The organism is Streptomyces sp. NPDC059256, from assembly GCF_042753785.1.
In the GTDB taxonomy this organism is placed as follows: Bacteria; Actinomycetota; Actinomycetes; order Streptomycetales; family Streptomycetaceae; genus Streptomyces.
In genome coordinates this window covers 145,551-170,221 of record NZ_JBHYZO010000001.1, presented here as the reverse complement: position 1 = coordinate 170,221, position 24,671 = coordinate 145,551, and the positions used below count along the sequence as shown (strand labels likewise).

Sequence of the window (24,671 nt, the reverse complement as noted above, 5' to 3'; positions counted from 1 at the left end):
GGGTGTGAGCCACAACGATCGAGGCGGTCAGCCGGCCCACCGACAGCTCTCCCGGTGCCCCCTCAGCGAGGCGTTCCGGAGCGGTCGTTGGCCGGGTCGGTCGAGTACCCCCGGAGAACTCCCCCCGGGCGGGCAGGGATTGACCAGCAGTCATTCGCCTTCCCCGGTGGGGGAGTTCCCGTGTCGGAGGTGGGTCAGTTGGTGCGGCGCAGGGCCTCGCTGAGCCGGGCGGCCGAGTCGATGACCGCCTGTGCGTGCATCCGGCCGGGGTGCCGGGTCAGCCTCTCGATGGGTCCTGAGACCGACACCGCGGCGACGACGCGATTGGAGGGGCCGCGCACCGGAGCGGAGACCGATGCCACGCCGGGCTCGCGCTCGCCGATCGACTGGGCCCAGCCCCGGCGCCGTACGCCCGAGAGCGCCGTCGCCGTGAAGCGTGCGCCCTGGAGGCCGCGGTGCAGCCGCTCGGGCTCCTCCCAGGCCATCAGGATCTGGGCGGACGAACCTGCCTTCATCGTCAGTGTGGATCCGACCGGGACCGTGTCCCGCAATCCGGACAGCCGCTCGGCCGCGGCCACACAGATCCGCATGTCTCCCTGGCGGCGATACAGCTGTGCGCTCTCACCGGTCACATCGCGCAGATGGGTCAGCACCGGGCCGGCGGTGGCCAGCAAACGGTCCTCACCGGCCGCGGCGGCCAGTTCCGAGAGCCGCGGCCCCAGGATGAACCGGCCCTGCATGTCCCTCGCCACCATCCGGTGGTGTTCCAGTGCCACGGCCAGTCGATGGGCCGTGGGTCGGGCGAGCCCGGTCGCCGCGACCAGCCCGGCGAGGGTGGCCGGACCGGACTCCAGTGCGCTCAGTACCAGAGCCGCCTTGTCGAGAACGCCGACGCCGCTAGAGTTGTCCATGCAACGATACTCACGTCTCACACTGTGAAACGCAAGTTCAAATTTCTCGGGAACCCGCCAGTCTGTAGTAGCAGCCTGCGACAACGGGCTGCGTCAGGATCTCTAGCGGTGCCGGCATCGTGGCCGGCCGGAGGGAAAGCGATGGGTAGGACACTCGCGGAGAAGGTTTGGGACGACCACGTCGTCCGGCGCGCTGAGGGCGAGCCCGACCTGCTCTACATCGATCTGCATCTGCTGCACGAGGTGACCAGCCCCCAAGCCTTCGACGGACTCCGTCTGGGCAATCGGCGCGTGCGTCGCCTCGACCTCACCATCGCCACCGAAGACCACAACACACCGACGCTCGACATCGACAAGCCCATCGCCGACCCCGTCTCCCGAGCCCAGTTGGAGACGCTGCGGAAGAACTGCGCCGATTTCGGTGTGCGACTGCACCCGCTGGGCGATGTCGAGCAGGGTGTCGTCCATGTCGTCGGACCCCAGCTGGGACTGACCCAGCCCGGCACCACCGTGGTGTGCGGTGACTCCCACACCTCCACGCACGGTGCCTTCGGTGCCCTCGCCTTCGGCATCGGCACCTCGCAGGTCGAGCACGTGCTGGCCACCCAGACACTGCCGCTGGCCCGCCCCAAGACCATGGCCATCACCATCGAGGGCGAACTGCCCGAGGAAGTGACCGCCAAGGACCTCATCCTCGCGATCATCGCCCGGATCGGCACCGGCGGCGGCCAGGGCTACATCCTGGAGTACCGCGGCTCGGCCATCGAGAAGCTCTCGATGGAAGCGCGGATGACCATCTGCAACATGTCGATCGAGGCGGGCGCCCGCGCCGGCATGATCGCACCCGACGAGACCACCTTCGAGTATCTGCGCGGCCGTGACCACGCCCCCGAAGGCGCCGACTGGGACGCTGCGGTCGAGTACTGGAAGACGCTGCGCACCGACGACGACGCGGCATTCGACGCCGAGGTCGTCATCGACGCCACCGAACTGGCTCCCTTCGTCACCTGGGGCACCAACCCGGGGCAGGGCGCACCGCTCTCCTCCAATGTCCCCGATCCTGCTTCGTACGAGGACGCTTCGGAGCGGCACGCAGCCGAAAAGGCCCTGGAGTACATGGGGTTGAGCGCCGGCCAGCCGCTGCGCCAGATCAAGGTCGACACCGTCTTCGTAGGCTCCTGCACCAACGGTCGCATCGAGGACCTGCGCTCCGCCGCTTCCATCCTGGACGGGCGCAAAGTCGCCGACGGGGTACGGATGCTGGTGGTACCCGGCTCGGTGCGCGTGGCGCTCCAAGCGGTCGCGGAGGGGTTGGACAAGGTCTTCACCCAGTCCGGCGCCGAGTGGCGGCACGCGGGATGCTCGATGTGTCTGGGCATGAACCCCGACCAACTGGCCCCTGGCGAGCGCTCCGCGTCCACATCGAACCGCAACTTCGAGGGGCGGCAGGGCAAGGGCGGACGTACCCATCTCGTTTCGCCGCAGGTTGCCGCCGCCACCGCGGTACTGGGCCATCTGGCCTCTCCGGCCGATCTGTCCGACCAGGCTGATGCAGCCGTCACCGCGGGAGTCTGAGGAGCCATGGAAGCATTCACCGCACACACCGGCCGCGCTGTCCCGCTGCGCCGCAGCAATGTGGACACCGACCAGATCATCCCCGCCCACTGGCTGAAGAAGGTCACCCGGGACGGTTTCGAGGACGGGCTCTTCGAGGCGTGGCGCAAGGACGACTCCTTCGTCCTCAACCAGCCCGAGCGGCAGGGCGCATCGGTCCTGGTCGCAGGACCCGACTTCGGTACCGGATCCTCGCGTGAGCACGCCGTCTGGGCACTCCAGAACTTCGGCTTCAAGACGGTCATCTCCTCCCGGTTCGCCGATATCTTCCGCGGCAACTCCCTCAAGAACGGTCTGCTGACCGTCGTTCTGCCGCAGGAGACCGTCGAGCGGCTCTGGGAGCTCACCGAAGCCGATCCCAACGTCGACATCACGGTTGACCTGGAGACGCGCGAGGTGCGGGCCGAGGGCATCACGGCTGCTTTCGAACTCGACGAGAACGCGCGCTGGCGGCTGCTGAACGGGCTGGATGACATCAGCCTCACCCTTCAGAACGAAGCGGACATCGCGGCTTACGAGTCCACTCGCCCCGCCTTCAAACCACGCACTCTACAGGTCTGATCAGCGCTTTTACCCGACTGCGCCCCCCACCGCCCGGTGGGGGGCGCAGTCGTCTGTTGAGACCCTGCCGGGCGACAACTCGCCCCAGATGGCACAATCGGTGCATGGGACGCGACAACCAACTCAAGCTCTATGCCGAGCTCGCGGCCCAACTCAAGGAAGCGCACACACGAGTGCGTGAACTGCAAGTCCCGGAGGGCGTAAGGAAGGCGCTGTCCCGGAAGCTGCTGGTCGTGACGGCAGCTGCGAAGCACGATCTCCCGGATGCAGCACGGCGTCTGGACCGCTTGATGAAGGACCTCGACGAGGGTCGATTTCCCGAAGGCGACTGACGTCCGAACTCCGTGCTGACCCACTTCCGAAGTCGACTTCGTTGCGGCACTAGGGTGATTAGACCGTTTCGTGTTTGATTTGCGGTATATATCTGCCTAACGTGCGAAAAAGCCTGAACACATTCGTTCCGGCAATGTCTCCGAAGGGGAAGACGTGAACAAGGCGCAGCTCGTAGAAACGATTGCCGACAAGCTCGGCGGCCGTCAGCAGGCCGCAGACGCTGTCGACGCGGTGCTTGACGCGATCGTCCGCGCGGTTGTCGGCGGAGACCGGGTATCGGTCACCGGCTTCGGATCGTTCGAGAAGGTCGACCGTCCCGCCCGCTACGCCCGCAACCCCCAGACGGGTGAGCGGGTCCGGGTCAAGAAGACCTCCGTACCCCGCTTCCGTGCGGGCCAGGGCTTCAAGGACCTGGTCAGCGGCTCGAAGAAGCTGCCGCGCGGTGGTGAGGTCTCGGTCAAGAAGGCGCCCAAGGGCAGCCTGTCGGGCGGTGCTTCCACCCGGACGACCACCAAGGCCGCGGCCAAGAAGGCCACCGCCAAGAAGACCGCCGCGAAGAAGGCCACAACCGCCCGCAAGACGGTCGCGAAGAAGACCACCGCGGCGAAGACGGCCGCGAAGAAGGCGACCACCGCCAAGAAGGCCACGGCGAAGAAGGCGACGACCGCCAAGACCGCCGCCAAGAAGGCCACGGCCAAGAAGACCGCACCGGCGAAGAAGGCCACCGCCAAGAAGGCGCCCGCCAAGAAGGCCACGGCACGCAGCACCGCCGCCAAGAAGACGGCCACTGCCAGGAAGAGGTAGGCGGTACCCAACGGGCCGCTCACGCGCCGGGCCGGGCTCCTTTCGGGGAGCCCGGCCCGCGGCATGTCCAGACCCGGCCACCGGCCTTAAGCCGCGGAGGAAGCGGCAGCTCAGAGGGGGTTCGAGAGGTTCGGTACGAGGGTGCGCGCGCCGGTTCAGAAGGTCTGGAGCGTCACCAGGGTGATACGACGGTCCGTGCCCTCGCCCGCAGTTTCGATCCGGACCCGCTGGCCAGACCGCAACAACCGCAGCCCGCCCGCGTCGAAGGCCGCTGTGTCGAACTCCATCGGGGTGCCGTCGTCGAGCAGCACGCTCCCGCTGCGAGTGTCAGGATCGTAGGTAAACGAGGTCGCCTGCATGGGACGAAGCCTATGCCCTGCCGAGGCGACCCTGCCGATCCGTACTGCCGCCCGTGCCGGGTGCATCCGATACCCGTACCGAATCCGGGGGAGAAGGCTGCCGTTTCGATGCGGCACCACTCCGGTGGAGCAGTGCCCTCCCACAGGAATCACGAAATGGGATCGGGCTATCCCTCCATGCGCTGCACCCCGGCCAGTCGTTCGTTCGTCCGAAGCCCCACGCCCAGTGCGAGTGCGGCGGAGAGGTCATCCCCGGTATCCACGTCCCTACGGACGGAATCGACACCACTCAGCGTGATTTCCACCGCCCCTGACATCGAATGGCGACTTCGCGACGAGCCGCCGAAAGCGGGCTGCAATTCCACTCCCGGGCCGGCCGCCAGCAAAGTGGTGCCGATGCCCACCGCATCAGCGAGAAAGGCTCGCGGAAATCCACGGGCGAACTCCAGTACTCGCCCCAATTCCTCCGACCTGAGTGCGGGCAGATCGGCATTGAGCGCGGCCACGGCAGCCCCGGGCCGCCCCTGGCGCACGGCACGTACCCCTTGGACCAATGCTGCGTTGAGCCCCGTCGCAGGGTGGTCGGGCACGATGCGCGCCCCCAGCGCCCGCAGTCGGCTGCCCGCCAGGACGTCGTTCGTGACAACTGCCACATCTTGCACGGCCGTGCAGGCCAGCGCGGCTACGACGGTGTCTTCGGCGAAGGCGAGCGCCAGCTGTGGTCGCAGCAGGTCACCCGCGCGGGAGGCCAGTCGACTCTTCGCCAGGGCGAGGGGCTTCAACGGGATCACCAAGGACCAGCGTGCCGTTGGGTCGGTGTTCGTGGTCGGCTCTCCGTCCAAGTGCGCAGGGCTGCGTGTGCTTCCCATTGTGGCCCGCCGCGGGGTTGATCCGACGGGGCGGTCCGGTAGTCGGGGCGTACCGTGTCCTCGACAGACCAGGGGCCTGGGGCGACACTTGACCCCCGGCATCCGGGCAAACGCCCGGACGAAGAAGAAGGGTGTCCGAGTGTCCCGCCGTAGAATCGGCTTCTGGTACCGCCTGGCGGCGGTCATCGCAAAACCGCCGCTACTGGTTCTGTTCAAGCGGGACTGGCGGGGAATGGAACACATTCCGGCCGACGGCGGATTCCTCACCGCGGTCAATCACAACTCCTATCTCGACCCGCTGTCCTACGCGCACTTCCAGTACAACAGCGGACGGGTGCCGCGCTTTCTGGCGAAGGCGGCGCTCTTCCGGGTGTCCTTCGTCGGCATGATGCTCCGCGGCACCCGGCAGATCCCCGTCTACCGGGAGACCACCGACGCGCTCGACGCCTTCCGCGCCGCGGTCGCCGCCATCGAGCAGGGCGAGTGCGTGGCCTTCTACCCCGAAGGCACCATCACGCGCGACCCCGAGATGTGGCCCATGGCGGGCAAGACCGGCGCCGCCAGGGTCGCGCTGATGACGAAGGCTCCCGTGATTCCGGTTGCCCAGTGGGGTGCCAACCTCGCGATGCCCCCGTACGCCAAGGAGAGGCCGCTGCGGCTCTTCCCCCGAAAGACACTGATCGTGCAGGCCGGACCGCCCGTCGACCTGACCAGGTTCTACGATCAGGAACCCACGCCCGAGGTGTTGCGCGAGGTGACCGAGGCGATCATGGCGGACATCACCGCACTCCTCGAAGAGGTACGGGGAACCAAGGCACCGGCCGAGCCGTTCGACCACCGCACGGCGCGTGCAGAACAGCGGCGCAAAGCCGCAGGGGAAGGAACGATGTGACACACCCGGCGAAGGCAGCCGTCTTTGGAACGGGCTCCTGGGGGACGGCCTTCGGCATGGTGCTCGCCGATGCGGGGTGCGATGTGACCCTGTGGGGTCGTCGCGCCGAGCTCGCCGAAGCGGTCAACACCACCCGGACCAACCCGGACTACCTCCCGGGCATCGAGTTGCCGCCCTCCCTGTCGGCCACCACCGACCCGGCCGAGGCATTGCACGGTGCGGACTTCGCGGTGCTCGCCGTGCCCTCGCAGACCCTGCGCGCCAATCTCGCGGCCTGGGTGCCCGAGCTGGGTACGAACACCGTCCTCGTATCCCTGATGAAGGGCGTCGAACTCGGCACCGCCAAGCGGATGAGCGAGGTCATCGAAGAGGTGGCCGGTGTCGGTGCCGATCGCGTCGCGGTGGTCACCGGTCCCAACCTGGCCAAGGAGATCGCCCAGCGCCGGCCCGCGGCCTCGGTCGTCGCCTGTCGCGACGAGGCCGTCGCCAGAAGGCTCCAGGCGGCCTGTCACACCCAGTACTTCCGTCCGTACACCAACACCGATGTGGTGGGGTGCGAGCTCGGCGGTGCCGTGAAGAACGTCATCGGTCTCGCCGTCGGCATCGCGGACGGCATGGGTCTCGGTGACAACGCCAAGGGATCGCTGATCACCCGTGGTCTGGCCGAGACCACCCGCCTGGGGCTCGCCATGGGCGCGGATGCGCTCACCTTCTCCGGGCTCGCGGGCCTCGGCGACCTGGTCGCCACCTGTTCCTCGCCGCTCTCGCGCAACCACACCTTCGGGATGAACCTCGGCAAGGGCATGACCCTGCAGGAGACGATCGCCGTCACCAGGCAGACCGCCGAAGGCGTCAAGTCCTGTGAATCCGTGCTGGATCTGGCACGTCGGCACGGAGTGGACATGCCGATCACGGAGACGGTCGTCGACATCGTGCACGACGGCAAGCCCCCGGTGGTCGCGCTGAAGGAGCTGATGTCCCGCAGCGCCAAGGCCGAACGCCGCTGACACGACCGGACGCAGCGGCGCTGACTCCCGGGGTACCAACAGGTACGCTCAAGCCGATATGAGCACTGAGAACCTCCCCCAGAGCCCTGAGCCGCAGCGCCCTGAGCAGCCGCTCCGCAAGCCGCGTGTGGCCGTTGTCTTCGGCGGTCGCAGTTCCGAACACGGGATCTCCATGGTCACCGCCGGAGCCGTACTGCGCGCCGTCGACCGTTCCCAGTACGAGGTGCTGCCCATCGGCATCACCTCGGACGGCCGGTGGGTGCTCACCGCCGACGAGCCGGAGCGGATGGCGATCGCGGACCGCCGCACCCCGCACGTCGAGCAGTTGGTCGAGTCCCCCGAGGGACAGGTCATGCTCTCCGTCGACCCGGGAAGCCGCGAGGTCGTCTACACGGAGCCCGGTGCGGTGCCGAAGGCGTTGGGCGAGGTCGACGTCGTCTTCCCCGTGCTGCACGGCCCCTACGGCGAGGACGGCACCATCCAGGGCCTGCTGGAGCTCGCCGGAGTGCCGTACGTCGGCTCCGGCGTGCTCGCCTCCGCGGTGGGCCAGGACAAGGAGTACATGAAGCGGGTCTTCACCTCCTTCGGCCTGCCCGTCGGCCCCTACACGGTGATCCGCCCGCGTGAGTGGGAACTCGACCCCGCCGCCGCCCGCAAGAAGATCGTCGACTTCGCGGGCGACCACGGCTGGCCGCTGTTCATCAAGCCCGCCCGGGCCGGATCCTCCATCGGCATCACCAAGGTCGACGATCTGTCCGGCCTCGACGACGCCGTGGCCGAGGCACAGCGCCACGACCCCAAGATCCTGGTGGAAGCGCTGCTGCGCGGCCGGGAGATCGAGTGCGGGGTGCTGGAGTTCGAGGACGGTCCGCGCGCCAGCGTCCCGGCCGAGATCCCACCGGCGCAGTCCCACGCCTTCTACGACTTCGAGGCCAAGTACATCGACTCGGCCGAGGGCATCGTGCCCGCACCGCTGACGGCCGAGCAGACCGCCGAAGTACAGCGGCTGGCGGTCGCCGCCTTCGACGCGGCCTCGTGCGAGGGTCTCGTCCGTGCGGACTTCTTCCTCACCGAAGAGGGCGAGTTCGTCATCAACGAGATCAACACGATGCCCGGCTTCACCCCGATTTCGATGTACCCGCGGATGTGGCAGGAGAGCGGCGTCGGCTACCCGGAGTTGGTCGACCGACTCATCCAGGCGGCGCTGCGACGCTCCACCGGACTGCGCTAGACGGCCTTCGCCCCGCCGATAGGCCCGGCAGGAAGCCGAGTTGGGCGAACGGGGGTGAGCTCGACCGGTGGCTGGTGAGTACCCCGACGGACAACACCACTTCGGCGCGGCACCGGCCGGCGCCGTGTCCCGGCGCCGATACCGGTGCCGTCCGCCGTGGTTTCGCCGGTGGGGCGACCGCCTCCGCAGCGGTCGTCCCACCGAAATGCAGCTCACCTTCCCCCGTCGGGCGACACCGCAGCGCAGTACGATCGCGGCGTCGCCCCAGCCGGCGGTCCGTTCGGACGACGGCTGTGGATCGTTGTGGCTTCAGCCACCGGCCGTCCGTCGCGCTTCCTCGTGACGACCGGTGCAGGGGCCGCCCGGTCGGACGGCAACAGGGGAACCGCGACCGTGGTCGTGGCGTCCGAAGAGGGAGCAGCCCGCGGGAGCGAGCGGCCCCACCGGGGCACAGTTCGGGCGGAGACCGGCCGACCGATGTCGCCGGCCAAGCGCAGACGGGGGCTACAGGTGCACGACCGGACAGGTCAGAGTGCGGGTGATGCCGTCCACTTGCTGGACCTTGGCCACCACCAGACGCCCCAGGGCGTCGACCGTATCCGCCTGGGCGCGCACAATCACGTCATAAGGGCCGGTGACATCCTCGGCCTGAATCACTCCCTGAAGCTTTCCGATGGCCTCGGCGACGATCGACGCCTTGCCCACTTCGGTCTGAATCAGGATGTACGCCTGTACCACGGAACCTCCAGGGCGGCCCGAGGATCATTTCCCCTACCGTCGGTGGGGAGACCTCAGGGGAGAGAAAGGGACGCCACGGTATCGCGTCGCCGTGGGCCACGGGGAGACCTCCGCGCCGGGTGGCGCCCGCAGCGTGGTGTGCGCACAGCAGAAGTTGACGTATCCCTTGACGGTACCGACGGAGCAAGCGCGCCGCGACCGCAAGCGGAGGGCCCGTACATGGGTCTGCGGCTTCGTCGGGCGGTCCGGCGGGGCGGGTTCTTCCGGGCCGGCGGGCCGGTCCGGACGGGGTCTTGCCGGAGACACCGGTGGGACGACGGAGAGGTGAGACTCGGGTGAAGGGCACTGTGGGCGAGCTGGGGGAGTTTGGGCTCATCAGGGAGCTCACTTCCCGGCTCACCTCCACCCCCGCGGTACGGCTGGGGCCCGGCGATGACGCTGCGGTCGTGGCCGCCCCCGACCGCAGGGTCGTGGCGAGCACGGACATCCTTCTGGAGGGCCGGCACTTCCGCCGTGACTGGTCGACGGCGTACGACGTGGGTCGCAAGGCCGCCGCACAGAATCTGGCCGATATCGCGGCCATGGGCGCGGTGCCGACGTCCCTGCTGCTCGGGCTGGTGGTGCCCGCGGAGCTTCCCGTCACCTGGGCGACGGAGTTGATGGACGGCATCCGCGACGAGTGCCAGGTCGCCGGAGCCGCAGTGGTCGGCGGGGACGTGGTCCGGGGCGAGGTGATCACCCTGGCCATCACCGCACTGGGAGACCTGCGCAACCTTGAACCCGTCACCCGTTCCGGAGCGCGACCGGGCGATGTGGTCGCGTACACCGGCTGGCTCGGCTGGTCGGCCGCCGGGCATGCCGTGCTCTCCCGCGGGTTCCGCTCACCACGTGCCTTCGTCGAGGCGCACCGTCGCCCCGAGCCGCCGTACCACGCCGGCCCCGCCGCCGCCGGCCTCGGCGCCACCGCGATGTGCGACATCAGCGACGGCCTGGTCGCCGACCTCGGGCACATCGCCGAGGCCAGCAAGGTCCGGATCGATCTGCGCTCCGGAGCCATCGACATCCCCAGCCAGATGAACGACATCGGGCAGGCGGTGGGCGTCGACCCGATCCAATGGGTGCTGACCGGGGGAGAGGACCACGCGATCCTGGCCACGTTCCCCCCGGACGTCAAGCTTCCCGCCCGTTGGAAGGTGATCGGCGAAGTGCTCGGCGCATCGGTGCAACCCCAGGTCACGGTGGACGGGGCACCCTGGCACAGCACCGGAGGGTGGGACCACTTCGGCTCCGGGGGCGGGCGATGAACCTGCCCCGCGTACTCACCGTCGCCGGTTCGGACTCGGGCGGCGGGGCCGGCATCCAGGCCGATCTCAAGACGATGCTCGCCCTCGGCACCCACGGGATGAGTGTCGTCGCAGCCGTGACCGCGCAGAATTCGTTGGGCGTGCAGGGCTACTGGGAACTGCCGCCCGAGGCGGTACGGGCCCAGTACCGCAGTGTCGCCGATGACATCGGCTTCCAGGCGATCAAGACCGGCATGCTCGCCTCCGCCCCACTGGTGGAGACCGTCGCCGAACTCCTCGCGGACGCATCCGCGCCGGTGGTGGTCGACCCGGTGGGGGTGTCCAAGCACGGTGACTCCCTGCTGGCCGCGTCGGCGCTGGATTCCGTACGGCACGCACTGCTGCCGATCGCGACGGTCGCCACTCCCAATCTGGACGAGGTGGCCCAACTGACCGGCGTCGAGGTCATCGACGAACAGGGGCTACGACGAGCCGCCGACGCGATACTCGCGTTGGGGCCGCGCTGGGCGCTGATCAAGGGCGGTCATCTGGCGGGCGACGCGGTGGACCTCCTCACCGACGGCACGGCCAGCCACTGGTTCCGCGCCCCCCGGCATGACAACCGCCACACCCACGGCACCGGCTGTACCCTCGCCTCCGCGGTCGCCGCGGGGCTGGCGCACGGTCTTTCGGTGCCCGAGGCGGTGGCTGCGGCCAAGGAGTACGTGACCGGAGCCATAGCCGCCGGGTTCGCCCTCGGGCAGGGGATCGGCCCGGTCGATCACGGCTGGCGCCTACGCTGACCCACCGCGAAGGCGTGGCCCGAAGCCCGCACGAGCCCACCACGCCATCGAACCCACCACGCCATCGAACCCACTACGCGATCGAGCGCGGGACGTTCATCGAGCGCGCCAGGACAGCGAAAAGCCGGCCCACCAAAAAGGTGGGCCGGCTTTCAAGGCAACCGCAGGGGCTGCGCTACGACGTCACCGTCGCGATTAGCGCGAGACCTTGCCGGCCTTGATGCACGAGGTGCAGACGTTGAGCCGCTTCGGCGTCCTACCGACCACGGCACGCACGCGCTGGATGTTCGGGTTCCAGCGACGGGACGTACGGCGGTGCGAGTGGGAAATGCTGTTGCCGAAGCCCGGCCCCTTGCCGCAGACGTCGCAGTTGGCAGCCACGGGTCACTCCAAAGACTTCAGGTGCACTTACAGTGAATTCCGGCGTGCCGGAAATCAGTGAGCTGATTGGTGGCTTTGCCGGGGAACCGCCCGATTTTCATCGGGCAACCGGAGCAGCATACAACGACTGCGTCCGCAGTACGAAACTACCATGGGTTTCGCCGCCCCCACTCAGCCCTCCGCCTCCGCACGGGGTCTACCCTGCGATGCGACCCGCTGCCCACGGCCGCTCCGGCGGTTCAAGGAGGATCACCAGGTGCCGCAGAACCTCGACGCCGCAGCGGTGCGGATCTGGTGCGCACTGGCGCTGGAGGCGCTCGGCCAGGAGCGCGAGGAGATCGACGCGATCAACGTCTATCCCATCGCGGACGGCGACACCGGCACCAATCTGTACCTCACCGTGGAATCCGCGACCCAAGCGGTCGAGGCGGTCTTCGTCGCCCATGAGACCCAGGCGGTCGGATTCGGCGCGGGAGGTCCTGCGGTGGCCGACGTGGTCCGTTCGATGGCGCACGGTGCGCTGATCGGCGCCCGTGGCAACTCCGGCACGATCCTGGCGCAACTGCTCCGCGGCCTCGCCGAGCGCATCGCCGCCGCCGACGACCTCACCGGCGGACTGCGCAGGGCAGCGGTGCTCGCCCGTGAAGCCGTGGCCCACCCGGTGGAGGGGACCATCCTCACCGTGGCCGCGGCTGCCGCCGACGCAGCCGGGCAGACCCCGCCCGACGCGGATGCCGCCACGGTGGCCCGAGCCGCGTACGAGGGCGCGAAGACGGCACTGGCGGCCACCCCCGGGCAACTCGCCGTCCTCGGCCGGGCCGGAGTCGTGGACGCCGGCGGACGCGGACTGCTCACCGTCCTGGGCGCGCTCGTCAAGGCCGTCTCCGGGGAGGCGCCCGCACCACTTGCCTCCGTCCGCCCGACCGGCACCCCGATCACGGCGGGGGCGTCGTGCGCGGACGCCGGGCCCGCCTTCGAGGTGATCTACCTCCTGGAGGCCGATGACACGGCGGTGGCGAAACTGCGCGGGCGGCTGGACGCTCTCGGTGAGTCCCTCGTCGTCGTCGGTGGTGACGGCCTGTGGAACGTCCACGTCCATGTCGACGACGCGGGAGCGGCCGTCGAAGCCGGAGTGGAAGCGGGCCGGCCGTACCGGATCCGCATCACCCACTTCGATCCGGCGATCGACACCGGCGAAGGCGCGACCGAGCCACCCGAGCGGACCCAACGGGCCGTCGTCGTCGTCCTCCCCGGCGAGGGTCTCGCCGATCTGTGCGGCGCCGCCGGCGCCACGACGGTGCTGGCCCGCCCCGGTGAGCCCCCGGCGAGCGGCGAACTCGTCGATGCGATCCGTCGCGCCCACGCCCGCGAAGTGGTCCTCCTGCCCAACTCGGCCGAACTGAGGCACACCGCAGCAGCAGCGGTGGAACAGGTCCGCGGCGAAGGGATCAGGGTGGCGCTGATCCCCACCCGCGCCGCGGTCCAGGGCATCGCCGCCCTCGCGGTCCATGAACCGGACCGACGGTTCGACGAGGACGTGGTGGCCATGACGGCCGCCGCCGGAGCGACGCGCTACGCCGAACTGGCGGTCGCGGAACGGCAGTCGTGGACCTCGGCCGGGGTCTGCCAGGCCGGCGATGTGCTGGGCCTGATAGACGGGGACGTTGCGGTCATCGGTACGGACGTGACCGCCACCGCGACGGCGGTGCTGGATCGGATGTTGGCCGCGGGAGGCGAGCTGGTGACCCTGATCCTGGGCCAGGACGTCCCCGACGCCACCGAGGTGGGAGCCCACCTGGAGCGCCATGTCCGGGACGCCTATCTGGCGGTGGACACGGTCGTGTACGAGGGGGGAAGGGGATCGACGCCCCTCCTCATCGGAGTGGAGTAGTCGCACTGGAGTGGAGTAGCCGTACCCGCTCCCGTCGGCCGTCCGAGCGGACGCGCCTCAGGAGAACGTTCAGGAGCGGGAGCGCACAACCCCTGCCCGACGTCGTTCGCCCCATGCCCGGACCTGAGAACGGGCGGACGGTGCCCCGTGTCCACACGTCATCTCAGAAGCGTCTCACCGCATCACATAGCGCAGCAGCGCCTGTGCCTCTCCTCTCAGCCCCTCCGCCGAGAACGCGTCCAACACCCCCTGGGCCCGGGCCCGAGCGGCTACCGGATCGCCGAGGTCGGCTTCCAACCAGCCGGCCAGCAACTCCGCCTTGGCCCGGTCCGCGGAGCACGCATCGCCCACCGCCCCGAACACCTCGACGGCACGCTTCGCATGCGACAGTGCCTCCTCGTAGGCGGCCCGCGCAGCCGCCGCCTTGGCCGCGTCCTTGTCGCCCGGCTCTCCCTCGACCGAGTTGACCAGCAGTTCCCCCAGCTGCCGATAGGTCTCGGCCAGTTCGACGCGCATCCGGTCGCGGTCCTCGCCACCGAGCCCGGGCAGGGCCTCCTCGCACCCGGAGGCGGCCGAGACCATCAGGTCCCGCGCGGCTGCCGGCCCGGCCTGGCCCTCGCGGACCGCTATCCACGCCCGTACCCGAAGACTGCGGGCCAGCGCACGGACATCACCGAGTTCACGCCACAGCTCGCCCGCCCGCCGGTACGCCAACTCGGCCTCGGCGTTCAGACCGGCACGGTAGAGGGCCTCCCCGGCCAGATTGGCGAGCATGGCGTGGTCGCGCTGTTCCGGCCACGTACGGGCGATGTCCGCCGCCTTCAACCAGTGCTCAGCCGCCGACCTCGGCTCGTTGAGCGCCATCAGGCACTCGCCCAGCCACCACAGGGTCTGGACGACCATCCCGTCACCGTGGTCGTCTGCGGACAGCTCCGGCAGCACGGCCTCCAGGATGACGGCGGCCTCCTCCGCCCGCCCCAGCCGCAGCAGGAGCCCACCGAGCCGGTGCCGGGCGTAGGCGCCCAGGCCCCCCGACTCGCCCGCCTCGTCGGCCCAGTGCGCTCCTTCCAGCGCGTGCTCGGCCGCCTCCTCCCACGCCGCCAGGTCCGGGGACTCGGTGTCCGCGAGGTGCTCCACCAACTGGAGGTGCAACCGGGCCCGCCCCGCCGGGGGAGCATCGTCCCGACCGCGCTCCAGGGCAGTGCGGGCTGCCTGCTGCGCACCCTCCGGATCGCCCGACGCCCGGCACGCCCTGGCGAGCTGCGCGTACACGTCCACCGCGTACCAGGGGCGCCCGGCCCGCTCGTACCCGGCCGCCGACTCCGCGTAGAGCTCCGCCGCCCTCGCCGGGTCCCGTCGGATGCCGGCGATCTCACCGAGGTGACCGAGTGCCTCGGCGACGATGACGTCCACACCGGGATCGCCCCGGTGCTCCCGGGTGAAGGCGAGCAGTTCGCCCACCGCCTCCTCCCAGGCGCTGACGGCGGCGCCCGCCGCCACGGTGCCCTGGGCCGTGCCCAGTCGGACGCTCAGGATGCGCGAGCGGCACAGCAGGACTCGGCTCGCCTGGTGAGCGTCCGTCGCACCGCCGGCGAGCAGCGCGCGCACCTCGTCGAACGCGCTGCTCACGGTCGTCAGCGCGGCCTCGATCTGCTCGTGGGAGGGATGGTCGAGACAACCGACGTGTGCCGCTCGCGCCCGCGCCGCCAGCGCCCGACCGGCCTCACCCGACGCCTCGTACTGTCGCGCCGCCAACCGGAGGTGCTCCACCGACCGGGCGATCGAACGGCCCGCTTCCGTACCCAGTACGTCATGGAGTTCGGCCTGCGCCAGTGCGTCCAGGGTGCCGCCGTCCTGCTCGGCCGCCGCTGCCGCGGCCCGCCACGCCTGCGGGGCGTCCGGCCGCTGCGCCGCGGACAGCTCTCGGGCCCGGGCCAGCAGGGACGCGGCCGATGCGGGCGCTCCCGGACCGGCAGGGGCCGCGACAACCGGGCCGGTCGGCCGCACCGACACCGGACGACCGGCCCGCAGCCCGAGCGGCAGCCGCTCCACCAGCGGGGCCTGGTCCATCCGGCGGCGCACCAGGTCGCTGACGTGGGTGCTGGCGTTGCGTTCGTCGAAGCGGGCGGCGAGCTCCAGGGCTTCGCCGCGGGCGTGCCGGCCGAGTTCGACGGCGGTCCAGGCCCGCTCACCCGGCCCCGGAACGCGCTGCTCGCCGTGACCGAGCACGACCAGCCGGTCACAGAGGAGGGCCGTCACCGCGAGATGGCCCAGCAGACTGACCGGCTCCCCGGTCTGGGTGAAGTACGCCGGCCGCTCGGCGAGGATCTCCAGCCCGCGTGCCTCGTTCCCGGTGAGCGCGCAGAACTCCACGTGCTCGGCCACCGCGCTGCGCATGGACTCCATCGGACGGACCAGTCGATAGCCGCGCAGGTGGTGGGCCCGGGCCTCGTCCGCGCGCCCGAGCCGCAGCAGGGGCAGTAGGGACTGGGCGAGGATGGCGTGGGGCTCGTGGGCACAGGTGAACTCGCCCTCAAGCACCGGTCGCCACCTCTCCAGTGCGGCCTCGTCCTCACCGAGTTGGGCGAGCCAGGCGCCCTGGTTGTGCAGTTCGCAGGCGTGGCAGTCGCTCTTGTCGTCCCGGTCGGCCGCCAACCAGGCCGCGTACGCACGCGTCGCCCGCTCCCGGTCGCCCAGATGACGGGCGATCCGCAGCTCCCCCTGTCGTACGGCCCGCTCCGAGTGGCCCGCGAGCCGGTACCGCCGCTCCATCTCGGCCTGCCACTTCTCGATGGAGGCGAGGGGGATGTGCGGTTGGTCGATCATTCCGCTGGAGACCCACTTGAACATCCAGAACAAACTGTGGGTCTGCTGGGCGTCGAACTCCTCGGGGTGTTCCTCCCACAAGCGCAGCAGCCGCGCGAAGGGGACGAACATCTTGTCCGTCTCGGAGCTGTAGTTGTAGACCACCATCAGATGGTGGAGGCCGTCGATCAGGAGGTCGGTGTCGCCCGACCGCTCGATGTCGGCGAATATTCGCTCCGCGCGGGCGTTGCGGGCCGGCCCCTCCGGCTCCTCGTGGTTGCTCTGCAGTGCCTGGCGCAAGGACGGCACATCGGTGGTCATCGGCCGTTCTCCCGGTCGTGCGTGGCCCACTCCAGCAGGCCGATGAACGCCCGGTTGAGCAGCGCGGAGTCGGCGGGCCGCAAGGGGCGCTGGGCCATCAGCAGGGCCTGTCCGTACAGTGCCTCCGTCGCCGTAGCGGCCAGTTCCGCATCCGGGAGGGTGCTGATCCGGCGGACCAGCGGATTGAGGTGGTTGAGCACCAGCCGGGCGCGCGGGGCGCTGCCGCGCAGCGATCCGAGAATGCCCGCCCACAGTTCGCCCGCCTCCTCCTCGGCCTCGGCGCGCGCCCGTTCATGGCGTGCGGCGCGATCGTCGAGATGCAGCGCGGGCACGGTCAGTGGATGGAACGCGCGCAGGGCGACATCGCAGCCCAGCGGGTCGAGCCGGGAGCGCGCGGCGGCCAGGAAGGGCGCCAGCGCCAGTTCGTCCGCGGGGTCCACCGAGTCCAGGTGTGCGGTCACGGTGTCGGCGTCGAGTTCGCTGACGGTCGTTCCCGGTCGGACGGCGGGCAGTTTGCCGACGAGTTCGGCGTCGTAGGTGTAGCCGCCGTTGACCACGCCGATGCCCTGGGCCGCGGCGATCGGGGCGACCTGACGGAACTCCTCCACGCTCTGTGTGTAGTGCACCACCGGGTGCCGTTGTGCGAACTCCTCCAGTGACACGGAGCCCTCCGTGGTCTCGAACGGCAACCACGGCAACATCGTCCGGAGCATCTCGGTGTCGTGCCGCGCCAGGGACTTCACCCCGAGGTGGTGCACGGTCAGGAACTGCGCCAGCCGTTCGGGGTCGCCGGCGGCGAGGCCGGTCAGCCACTCCCTGATCCGTTCGCCGAGGGCCTCGCGCACGATGGCGAGCGTCTCGTCCTCGTACAGCGACTCGCGGGACGCGGTGGGCCGCAACGAGTCGGTGTCGATCACGCACCGTACGAAGAAGGCCCACTCCGGCAGGAGTTCATCGGCCCTCTCGGTCAGCAACATCCCCTTGAGGTGGACCCGGTGGCCCGACCGCTGGGCGGGGGAGACCGACGACGGCAGCACATAGGCCACGCCCCGCACCCCGGCGACCGGCACTGACAGGTCGATCGAGTCGAGCGGGCTGAAGCCGAACAGTTCATTGCAGTGCGCCGCCAGCGCCACCCGGCGGGCGGACGGACTGGGGTGGGCGCGCTCCCAGGGCGCCGGCAGCTCCGTGACGGCCCGATCGCCGACCTTGATGTCGTACGGCAGGAGGCGTCCGAAGTCCCGGGCGAGGGCGTACACGCGCTCCTCGGCGAGCCAGTCGGCGCTGCCCGGCCGGGCGATCAGCTCCACCGTCGTCCCCGGCTGCGGCCGTGCGTCGGCCGGCAGGGTACGCACCGTGTAGGAGCCGTCGTCCCGCGCGGACCACTCCACGGGTGGTGCGTCCGCGGTGCGCGCCGACCTGCTGACGACCCGGATCTCACTCGCCACCACGAAGCAGGCGAGCAGACCGATGCCGAACTGACCGAGGAACTCCGTCCGTGCCGAGGCGATGCCCTCCGCCCCCGGCCGTTTGGAACTGCGGCCGATGGTGGCGAGCAGGCTGTGCAGATCTGCTTCGGTCAGACCGATGCCGGAGTCCTCGACCCGCAGCCGTCCGGCATCGACGGACAGCCGCACCCGCCCGGGCGCGCCGGGGAACTCGGACTGACGGGCCGTGATCGCGTCCACGGCGTTCTGGAGCAGCTCGCGCAGATAGACCCTGGGGCTCGAATAGAGGTGGTGGGAGAGCAGATCCACCAGGCCGCGCAGATCGACCTGGAAGGTGTGCGGAGTGGTCGCGGACGCATGTGCGGTGGTGTCAGAAGTCATCGTCGCTGCGCCGGTGGGGGGACTCTTCTTACCCGGGGGGCCGGCGCGGGTCGGGCGATCCCGTGGGGTGGTGACCGCGAGTGGGAGGAGGCAGGGTGTCGCGCCATCCTAGGGTCCGTCCCACACTCACGACCAGGACTGATCCACAGGTGCGGGCGGTTGTCGGTGGCGTGGTGTGCAATGGAACGCGTGCCCGTGCTCGATGAACCACTCCAAGAACCGCTGAAGAAGTCGCTCGGACCCGCCACCGCCAAGGTGCTGGCCGATCATCTCGACCTGCATACGGTCGGGGACCTGCTGCATCACTATCCCCGCAGGTACGAGGAGCGTGGGCAGCTGACCCGGCTCGCGGAGCTCCCGCTCGACGAGGACGTCACGGTGGTGGCGCAGGTCGCGGACGCCCGTGTGCACACGTTCAACGGCGGTCGGGGAAAGCGTCTGGAGATCACCATCACGGACGGCAGCGGCCGGCTCCAGTTGGTGTTCTTCGGCCGTGGTGTCCACCGCCCGCAGAAGGAACTGCTGCCCGGGAGCCGGGCGATGTTCGCCGGTCGCGTCTCCGTCTTCAACCGCAAGCTGCAACTGGCCCATCCCAGCTACGCCAAGCTGGGTGGCGACCCCGATGCCGATGCGGTGGGCGCCGCCGAGAGCGCGGACGTCGACTCCTGGGCGGGCGCTCTCATTCCGATCTATCCCGCCTGCAAGGGGATGGAGTCCTGGAAGATCGCCAAGGCGGTCGACGCCGTCCTGCCGCGCGCGCAGGACGCGGTCGACCCGCTGCCGCCGGCCCTGCGGGACGGCCGGGGATTCGTCCCGTTGCCCGAGGCACTGCTGAAGATCCACCGACCGCAGACCAAGGCGGACATCGAGTCCGCCAAGCAGCGGCTGAAGTGGGACGAGGCGTTCGTCCTCCAAGTGGCGCTGGCCAGGCGCCGGTTCGCGGACACCCAGTTGCCGGCGGTGGCGCGCAGGCCCACTCCCGGCGGTCTGCTGGACGCGTTCGACGCCCGGCTGCCCTTCACCCTCACCGACGGCCAGCGCAAGGTCACCCAGGAGATCTTCGACGACCTGGCCACCGAGCACCCGATGCATCGACTGCTCCAGGGCGAGGTCGGTTCCGGGAAGACCCTGGTGGCGCTGCGGGCCATGCTGACCGTGGTGGACGCAGGAGGCCAGGCGGCGATGCTCGCCCCGACCGAAGTCCTCGCCCAGCAGCACCATCGGTCGATCGTGGAGATGATGGGTGACCTCGCCGAGGGCGGGATGCTCGGTGGGGCCGAGCACGCCACCAAGGTGGTGCTGCTGACGGGTTCCATGGGGGCCGCCGCCCGTCGTGGGGCACTGCTCGACCTGGTCAGCGGGGATGCGGGCCTGGTCATCGGCACCCACGCCCTGATCGAGGACAAGGTGCACTTCGCGGAACTGGGGCTGGTCGTCGTGGACGAACAGCACCGCTTCGGGGTGGAGCAGCGGGATGCCCTGCGCGCCAAGGGGAACTCCCAGGGGGAGAAGCGCATCCCGCATCTGCTGGTCATGACGGCCACGCCCATTCCCCGTACGGTCGCCATGACCGTCTTCGGCGATCTGGAGACCTCGGTCCTGGACCAGTTGCCCGCGGGCCGTTCGCCCATCGCCAGCCATGTCGTACCGGCCCAGGACAAGCCGCACTTCCTGGCCCGGGCGTGGGAGCGGGTGCGCGAGGAGGTGGAGAAGGGGCACCAGGCGTACGTGGTCTGTCCGCGCATCGGCGACGAGGAAGACGATAAAGCCGCCAACGCCGGCAAGTCGGGCAAGGCGGGCAAGAAGTCCGCCGAGGACGAGGCGGAGAAGCGCCCGCCCCTGGCCGTCCTCGACATCGCCGAGCAGTTGCGCCGCGGCCCACTGGAAGGGCTGCGCATCGAGGTGCTGCACGGGCGGATGCCACCGGACGACAAGGACGAGGTGATGCGCCGCTTCGCCGCCGGAGCCGTGGACGTCCTGGTGGCCACGACGGTCATCGAGGTCGGGGTGAACGTGCCCAATGCCACCGCCATGGTGATCATGGACGCCGACCGGTTCGGCGTCTCCCAGCTCCACCAGCTCCGGGGCCGGGTCGGTCGGGGCTCAGCCCCCGGGCTCTGTCTGCTGGTCACCGAGATGCCGGAGGCGGCTCCGGCCCGGGCCCGGCTCGCAGCGGTCGCCGCCACGTTGGACGGCTTCGAGCTCTCCCGCATCGACCTGGAACAGCGCAGGGAGGGCGATGTGCTGGGCCAGGCGCAGTCCGGGGTCCGATCCTCGCTGCGGATGCTGACAGTCATCGACGACGAGGAGATCATCGCCGCGGCACGGGAGGAGGCCGTCTCCGTGGTCCGGGCCGATCCCGAACTCACCTCGCTGCCCGGGCTGCGCACCGCCCTGGACGCCCTTTTGGACAAGGAGCGCGAGCGGTACCTCGACAAGGGCTGAGAGACTGGTCCGAAAGGGCCGGGCCGACGTCCTGGGGCGATCGTTCCGCTACGGCTGTCGTGCACGGCCCATCGACGACGACCCCTGTGTAAGGACCGAGATGACCCGCGTGATCGCCGGCACGGCCGGCGGACGCCGCCTCGCCGTCCCGCCCGGCACCGGCACCCGCCCCACGTCCGACCGCGCTCGCGAGGGACTGTTCTCCAGTTGGGAGTCCTACCTCGGTTCGTTCGACGGGGTGCGGGTCGCCGATCTCTACGCGGGCTCCGGCGCGGTCGGCCTTGAGGCGCTGTCCCGGGGGGCGTCCCATGCGCTCCTGGTGGAGGCCGACGCCCGGGCCGCCCGCACGGTCCGGGAGAACGTCAAGGCACTGGCGCTGCCAGGCGCCGAGGTCCGCACCGGCAGGGCGGAGCAGATCGTGACAGGACCCGCGCCCGAAGTGCCCTACGACCTGGTCTTTCTCGACCCGCCCTACGCCGTCAGTGACGATGATCTTCGGGAGATCCTGATCACACTCCGCACTCAGGGGTGGCTCACTGACGATGCGCTGGTCACCGTGGAACGCAGCACCAGAGGTGGGCCCTTCAGTTGGCCGACTGGCTTCGCACCGCTGAGGGCCCGTCGCTACGGCGAGGGAACCCTTTGGTACGGTCACGCCGCCTCTGTCAGCACAGAGGCTTCCACCTGCGAAAACGCCCCATGACCGGACCGGAGAGCGAGGGACTTCCAGTGCGCCGCGCAGTCTGTCCGGGGTCATTCGACCCCATCACCAACGGACACCTCGACATCATCGCCCGTGCCACCAGGCTGTACGACGTCGTACATGTCGCCGTGATGATCAACCAGTCCAAGCAGGGTCTCTTCACCGTCGACGAGCGGATGGATCTGATCCGTGAGGTGACGAGCGAGTACGGAAACGTATCTGTTGAGTCCCACCACGGCCTGTTGGTCGACTTCTGCAAGGAGCGGGACATCCCCGCGATCGTCAAGGGTCTGCGGGCGGTCAGCGACTTCGACTACGAACTACAGATGGCCCAGATGAACAACGGCCTCTCTGGTGTCGAGACCCTCTTTGTCCCCACCAACCCCACCTATAGCTTCCTCTCCTCCAGTCTGGTCAAGGAGGTCGCCGCCTGGGGCGGCGATGTCTCCCATCTCCTGCCTCCGGTCGTGCACGAGGCTCTGAGCAGGCGTCTTGCCGAGCGCCGCGAAGGAAAGTGACTCCCTGCACCCCGAGGGGAGCCCTGCCCCGGTCCACTGAGGGGTCCGTGGACCGTCGTCCGTCGCTGACTGTGGTGTCCGTGTCGCCGTACAGTCTTCCCGTCCGTCTCGTGTGAGCCGGACGCAGCTCAGGCGTACCAGTGCAGAGAGTGGCGAACCACGGTGGACGTGCAGAAGAAGCTCGATGACATCGTCGAGGCGATCGGGAGCGCGCGATCGCTGCCCATGTCGGCGTCCTGCGTGGTCAACCGCGCCGACCTGCTCAGCCGGCTCGAAGAGGTGCGCCAAGCCCTGCCCGGCTCCCTGGCCCAGGCCCGCGAGCTGATCGGGGACCGCGAGCAGATGGTCGCCCAGGCCCGCCGTGAGGCCGAGCGGATCATCGAGAGCGCCCATGCCGAACGCGGTTCCCTGATCTCGGACACCCTGGTGGCCCGCCAGTCCAAGGACGAAGCCGAGCGCATCCTCGCCCAGGCCCGGGAGGAGGCCGACGAGATCCGGGCGGAGGCCGACGAGTACGTCGACTCCAAGCTCGCCAACTTCGAGGTGGTGCTGAGCAAGACCATCGGATCGGTCGACCGCGGCCGGGAGAAGCTGCTCGGCTGGCGCCCCGGTGGCGATGCTCCTGACCCCGCGGTCCACCAGGGCAGGGAGGGTGCGGACGGCACGGACACCACGAACGCCGCGGACGCGGGGTACGCCGTGGACGCCCACTCCGATCCCGGCCGCCTTGCCGATGCGCCCGGCCGCGCCTTGGGCCCGGCCGCTCTCGTCCAGCAGGCCGACGCCTATGTGGATGCCAAGCTCAGGGCCTTCGAAACCGTGCTCACCAAGACCCTCGAAGCCGTGGGCCGGGGCCGGAGCAAGCTCCACGGTCCGGCCGTGGACGGTTCGCTCGGCGACCATATGGCCGCCCAGGACGCCGCTACCGTCACCCAGCACAACGGCGACACCAGCGACGCCGACTACCTCGCCGGTCTCGCAGAGCTGGCCGACGACGAGACCGGGCTGTCCAGCAGGGCCCGTCACTCCCGCTCCGCCGCCGCCCCCGCCCCCGCGTTGAACCCGCCGGCCCCGCCGGCCCCGCCGGCCCCGCCGATCCCGAGCGCACCCGAGCGACCCCGCTACGAACCCGACACCGCGTTCGCCGACGCGGGCGCCCAGCCGTCCCCGGCCCGCCCGTGGGACGAGCCCGGCGCACCGTACGAGCCCGCGGCGCCCGCCGCCCACGAACCCTGGCCGCAACAGTCCCCGGCATGGGCGCCCGGCGCCCACTCCGCCGAAACGGGCGCGCCGGCCTCGGGCCAGGTGGACCCCGCCACCGGTCGGACCCCGCACCAGCGGGCGTACGGCGACCAGGCCGCTGACCCCTTCGCCGGGTACCAGCCGCAGATTCCTCGCGACCCGCACCCGTCCGTCGAGCCCGGCGCACAGCAGGCCCGGCAGGCTCGCCCGCAGGCCGGCGCCCTGGACGAGACCAGCCTCTTCGACACCGGCATGATCGACCTCGACCAGCTCCGCCCGTACGACGAAGGCCGCTGACTCCGCTCCCTCCAACGGGACCGGATTGGGTTCAGCGCGGTCGGTGAAGTATCCTGGCTCTTCGGTCGCACAGGTTTGGCGATCTCGGCTGCCCGCTTCTTCCCAGATGTCTTCGGCTCGGGTCCTGCGACTCGAATCGATGCTCCTCGAAGAATTCGGCCAGTCCCTCCCTCACAGCTGAAAGCAGGAAAAGCCCTGAACGCCCGCCTCGACCACCGCAACCCCCTCGTGTTCGACACGCACGAGCTGGGTCGGCGTCCCGGCGCGCTCCAGCGGCTGTCCCGCTCGATCCCCGCGCCGAAGGACCTCGGCGTGGAGGGAGTCGTCGGAGTGCCGGAAGGCGCGTCCGTGGAGCTGGACCTCCGCCTTGAGTCGGTCATGGATGGTGTGCTCGTCACAGGCACCGGCCGTGCATCCGCCCAGGGGGAGTGCGTAAGGTGTCTGGAGCCGCTGCGCCTCGATGTCGCGGCGGACTTCCAGGAGATGTTCACGTACCCCGACGCCGACGACCGGAGCCATGGCCGTGCCGTGGAACCGGGCGACGACGCCGAGGGCGAGGACGTCCTCTACCTCAAGGACGGATTGTTCGACCTTGAGCCCGTGCTGCGTGACGCGGTAGTGCTCGCACTGCCCATGCAGCCGGTGTGTCGGGAGGATTGTGCCGGTCTGTGCGTTGAGTGCGGGATCAGGCTCGATGACGACCCGGAGCACCATCACGACGCCGTCGACATTCGTTGGGCGGCACTGCAAGGACTCGCCGAAACCATCACGGACGGCGAGAAGGACAACATGGGCGGCGCCGATGCGGGCGTCGACGAGAAGCAGGAGAAGTAG

At 69.9% G+C, this 24,671-nt stretch carries 22 protein-coding genes; 15 read left to right on the top strand and 7 right to left on the bottom strand.

The genetic code is table 11. The features are described from left to right. Window positions 1-194 precede the first annotated feature (194 nt). Window positions 195-911, bottom strand: a complete 717-nt coding sequence (ndgR, locus tag ACFXJL_RS00720) for an IclR family transcriptional regulator NdgR (protein ID WP_329023667.1) — start codon at window positions 909-911, stop codon at window positions 195-197. Window positions 912-1,052: 141 nt separating this feature from the next. Between ndgR and leuC the strand changes: the two genes are divergently transcribed. The 4 genes from leuC (at window position 1,053) to ACFXJL_RS00700 (ending at window position 4,223) form a co-directional block, all read left to right on the top strand. Further along, window positions 1,053-2,486 (top strand): 3-isopropylmalate dehydratase large subunit, encoded by a 1,434-nt coding sequence (gene leuC / locus ACFXJL_RS00715; protein ID WP_384688095.1) that lies wholly within the window; start codon window positions 1,053-1,055, stop codon window positions 2,484-2,486. Window positions 2,487-2,492: 6 nt separating this feature from the next. Continuing rightward, a complete protein-coding gene (gene leuD / locus ACFXJL_RS00710) occupies window positions 2,493-3,086 on the top strand; it encodes a 3-isopropylmalate dehydratase small subunit (RefSeq protein WP_358878734.1) in 594 nt (197 codons plus the stop codon). Between the two features lie 104 nt (window positions 3,087-3,190). Next, on the top strand, window positions 3,191-3,418 hold the full coding sequence (locus tag ACFXJL_RS00705) for a hypothetical protein (protein ID WP_329023673.1): 228 nt from the start codon (window positions 3,191-3,193) through the stop codon (window positions 3,416-3,418). A gap of 154 nt (window positions 3,419-3,572) precedes the next feature. Then, window positions 3,573-4,223 carry an HU family DNA-binding protein gene (locus tag ACFXJL_RS00700; protein WP_358878733.1) on the top strand — a complete coding sequence of 217 codons (651 nt, stop codon included), beginning with the start codon at window positions 3,573-3,575 and terminating at the stop codon, window positions 4,221-4,223. 155 nt (window positions 4,224-4,378) lie between these two features. On the opposite strand, the gene ACFXJL_RS00695 is transcribed toward ACFXJL_RS00700, so the two are convergent. Together ACFXJL_RS00695 and cofC are read right to left on the bottom strand one after the other, a co-directional pair. Next, window positions 4,379-4,582, bottom strand: coding sequence for a hypothetical protein (locus ACFXJL_RS00695; protein ID WP_358878732.1), 204 nt, complete (start codon window positions 4,580-4,582; stop codon window positions 4,379-4,381). Window positions 4,583-4,749: 167 nt separating this feature from the next. Beyond that, complete coding sequence (cofC, locus tag ACFXJL_RS00690) at window positions 4,750-5,451, bottom strand: 2-phospho-L-lactate guanylyltransferase (protein WP_358878731.1); 702 nt, start codon at window positions 5,449-5,451, stop codon at window positions 4,750-4,752. A gap of 139 nt (window positions 5,452-5,590) precedes the next feature. On the opposite strand from cofC, the gene ACFXJL_RS00685 reads away from it, so the two are divergent. The 3 genes from ACFXJL_RS00685 to ACFXJL_RS00675 are packed head-to-tail and all read left to right on the top strand — an operon-like array spanning window position 5,591 to window position 8,581. After that, window positions 5,591-6,343 (top strand): lysophospholipid acyltransferase family protein, encoded by a 753-nt coding sequence (locus ACFXJL_RS00685; protein ID WP_383543198.1) that lies wholly within the window; start codon window positions 5,591-5,593, stop codon window positions 6,341-6,343. After that, window positions 6,340-7,350: an NAD(P)H-dependent glycerol-3-phosphate dehydrogenase gene (locus ACFXJL_RS00680; RefSeq protein ID WP_358878729.1), complete on the top strand. Its 1,011-nt coding sequence runs from the start codon at window positions 6,340-6,342 to the stop codon at window positions 7,348-7,350. Before ACFXJL_RS00685 ends, ACFXJL_RS00680 begins: the two co-directional genes overlap by 4 nt. A gap of 58 nt (window positions 7,351-7,408) precedes the next feature. After that, window positions 7,409-8,581, top strand: coding sequence for a D-alanine--D-alanine ligase family protein (locus ACFXJL_RS00675; protein ID WP_358878728.1), 1,173 nt, complete (start codon window positions 7,409-7,411; stop codon window positions 8,579-8,581). Window positions 8,582-9,085: 504 nt separating this feature from the next. Here the strand turns inward: ACFXJL_RS00675 and ACFXJL_RS00670 are convergent. Next, on the bottom strand, window positions 9,086-9,319 hold the full coding sequence (locus tag ACFXJL_RS00670; protein ID WP_329023688.1) for an Lrp/AsnC ligand binding domain-containing protein: 234 nt from the start codon (window positions 9,317-9,319) through the stop codon (window positions 9,086-9,088). Window positions 9,320-9,654: 335 nt separating this feature from the next. Here ACFXJL_RS00670 and ACFXJL_RS00665 point away from each other — a divergent pair, with 335 nt between their 5' ends. Then, window positions 9,655-10,623: a thiamine-phosphate kinase gene (locus tag ACFXJL_RS00665; protein ID WP_358878727.1), complete on the top strand. Its 969-nt coding sequence runs from the start codon at window positions 9,655-9,657 to the stop codon at window positions 10,621-10,623. Beyond that, a complete protein-coding gene (thiD, locus tag ACFXJL_RS00660) occupies window positions 10,620-11,405 on the top strand; it encodes a bifunctional hydroxymethylpyrimidine kinase/phosphomethylpyrimidine kinase (protein WP_358878726.1) in 786 nt (261 codons plus the stop codon). The genes ACFXJL_RS00665 and thiD overlap by 4 nt, the downstream gene beginning before the upstream one ends. Window positions 11,406-11,600: 195 nt before the next feature. Here the strand turns inward: thiD and rpmB are convergent, their stop codons facing one another. After that, complete coding sequence (rpmB, locus tag ACFXJL_RS00655) at window positions 11,601-11,786, bottom strand: 50S ribosomal protein L28 (protein WP_078877327.1); 186 nt, start codon at window positions 11,784-11,786, stop codon at window positions 11,601-11,603. A gap of 256 nt (window positions 11,787-12,042) precedes the next feature. Here rpmB and ACFXJL_RS00650 point away from each other — a divergent pair, with 256 nt between their 5' ends. Then, the gene (locus tag ACFXJL_RS00650; RefSeq protein ID WP_384688086.1) at window positions 12,043-13,677 is read left to right on the top strand and encodes a DAK2 domain-containing protein; all 1,635 of its coding nucleotides are present in this window, start codon (window positions 12,043-12,045) and stop codon (window positions 13,675-13,677) included. Window positions 13,678-13,851: 174 nt separating this feature from the next. Here ACFXJL_RS00650 and ACFXJL_RS00645 read toward each other — a convergent pair whose 3' ends face one another. Both ACFXJL_RS00645 and ACFXJL_RS00640 read right to left on the bottom strand, forming a co-directional pair. Then, window positions 13,852-16,803, bottom strand: a complete 2,952-nt coding sequence (locus ACFXJL_RS00645) for a tetratricopeptide repeat protein (protein WP_384688083.1) — start codon at window positions 16,801-16,803, stop codon at window positions 13,852-13,854. Then, window positions 16,800-18,632 (bottom strand): HSP90 family protein, encoded by a 1,833-nt coding sequence (locus ACFXJL_RS00640; RefSeq protein ID WP_384688080.1) that lies wholly within the window; start codon window positions 18,630-18,632, stop codon window positions 16,800-16,802. Before ACFXJL_RS00640 ends, ACFXJL_RS00645 begins: the two co-directional genes overlap by 4 nt. A 180-nt stretch (window positions 18,633-18,812) precedes the next feature. Between ACFXJL_RS00640 and recG the strand changes: the two genes are divergently transcribed. The 5 genes from recG to ACFXJL_RS00615 all read left to right on the top strand — a co-directional run bounded on the left by recG (window position 18,813) and on the right by ACFXJL_RS00615 (window position 24,671). Then, a complete protein-coding gene (gene recG, locus ACFXJL_RS00635; RefSeq protein WP_384688078.1) occupies window positions 18,813-21,077 on the top strand; it encodes an ATP-dependent DNA helicase RecG in 2,265 nt (754 codons plus the stop codon). Window positions 21,078-21,177: 100 nt separating this feature from the next. After that, a complete protein-coding gene (rsmD, locus tag ACFXJL_RS00630; RefSeq protein ID WP_358878721.1) occupies window positions 21,178-21,780 on the top strand; it encodes a 16S rRNA (guanine(966)-N(2))-methyltransferase RsmD in 603 nt (200 codons plus the stop codon). Between the two features lie 26 nt (window positions 21,781-21,806). Further along, window positions 21,807-22,298 (top strand): pantetheine-phosphate adenylyltransferase, encoded by a 492-nt coding sequence (gene coaD, locus ACFXJL_RS00625; protein ID WP_358878720.1) that lies wholly within the window; start codon window positions 21,807-21,809, stop codon window positions 22,296-22,298. Between the two features lie 162 nt (window positions 22,299-22,460). Next, window positions 22,461-23,837: a cell division initiation protein gene (locus ACFXJL_RS00620; RefSeq protein WP_384688073.1), complete on the top strand. Its 1,377-nt coding sequence runs from the start codon at window positions 22,461-22,463 to the stop codon at window positions 23,835-23,837. Between the two features lie 195 nt (window positions 23,838-24,032). After that, the gene (locus ACFXJL_RS00615; protein WP_358878751.1) at window positions 24,033-24,671 is read left to right on the top strand and encodes a DUF177 domain-containing protein; all 639 of its coding nucleotides are present in this window, start codon (window positions 24,033-24,035) and stop codon (window positions 24,669-24,671) included.

Bases quoted from the DNA above. Each gene is read 5' to 3' on its own strand.
- ndgR (WP_329023667.1), bottom strand. From the start codon at position 911: ATGGACAACTCTAGCGGCGTCGGCGTTCTCGACAAGGCGGCTCTGGTA.
- leuC (WP_384688095.1), top strand. From the start codon at position 1,053: ATGGGTAGGACACTCGCGGAGAAGGTTTGGGACGACCACGTCGTCCGG.
- leuD (WP_358878734.1), top strand. From the start codon at position 2,493: ATGGAAGCATTCACCGCACACACCGGCCGCGCTGTCCCGCTGCGCCGC.
- ACFXJL_RS00705 (WP_329023673.1), top strand. From the start codon at position 3,191: ATGGGACGCGACAACCAACTCAAGCTCTATGCCGAGCTCGCGGCCCAA.
- ACFXJL_RS00695 (WP_358878732.1), bottom strand. From the start codon at position 4,582: ATGCAGGCGACCTCGTTTACCTACGATCCTGACACTCGCAGCGGGAGC.
- cofC (WP_358878731.1), bottom strand. From the start codon at position 5,451: ATGGGAAGCACACGCAGCCCTGCGCACTTGGACGGAGAGCCGACCACG.
- ACFXJL_RS00675 (WP_358878728.1), top strand. From the start codon at position 7,409: ATGAGCACTGAGAACCTCCCCCAGAGCCCTGAGCCGCAGCGCCCTGAG.
- thiD (WP_358878726.1), top strand. From the start codon at position 10,620: ATGAACCTGCCCCGCGTACTCACCGTCGCCGGTTCGGACTCGGGCGGC.
- ACFXJL_RS00645 (WP_384688083.1), bottom strand. From the start codon at position 16,803: ATGACCACCGATGTGCCGTCCTTGCGCCAGGCACTGCAGAGCAACCAC.
- ACFXJL_RS00640 (WP_384688080.1), bottom strand. From the start codon at position 18,632: ATGACTTCTGACACCACCGCACATGCGTCCGCGACCACTCCGCACACC.
- recG (WP_384688078.1), top strand. From the start codon at position 18,813: ATGGAACGCGTGCCCGTGCTCGATGAACCACTCCAAGAACCGCTGAAG.
- rsmD (WP_358878721.1), top strand. From the start codon at position 21,178: ATGACCCGCGTGATCGCCGGCACGGCCGGCGGACGCCGCCTCGCCGTC.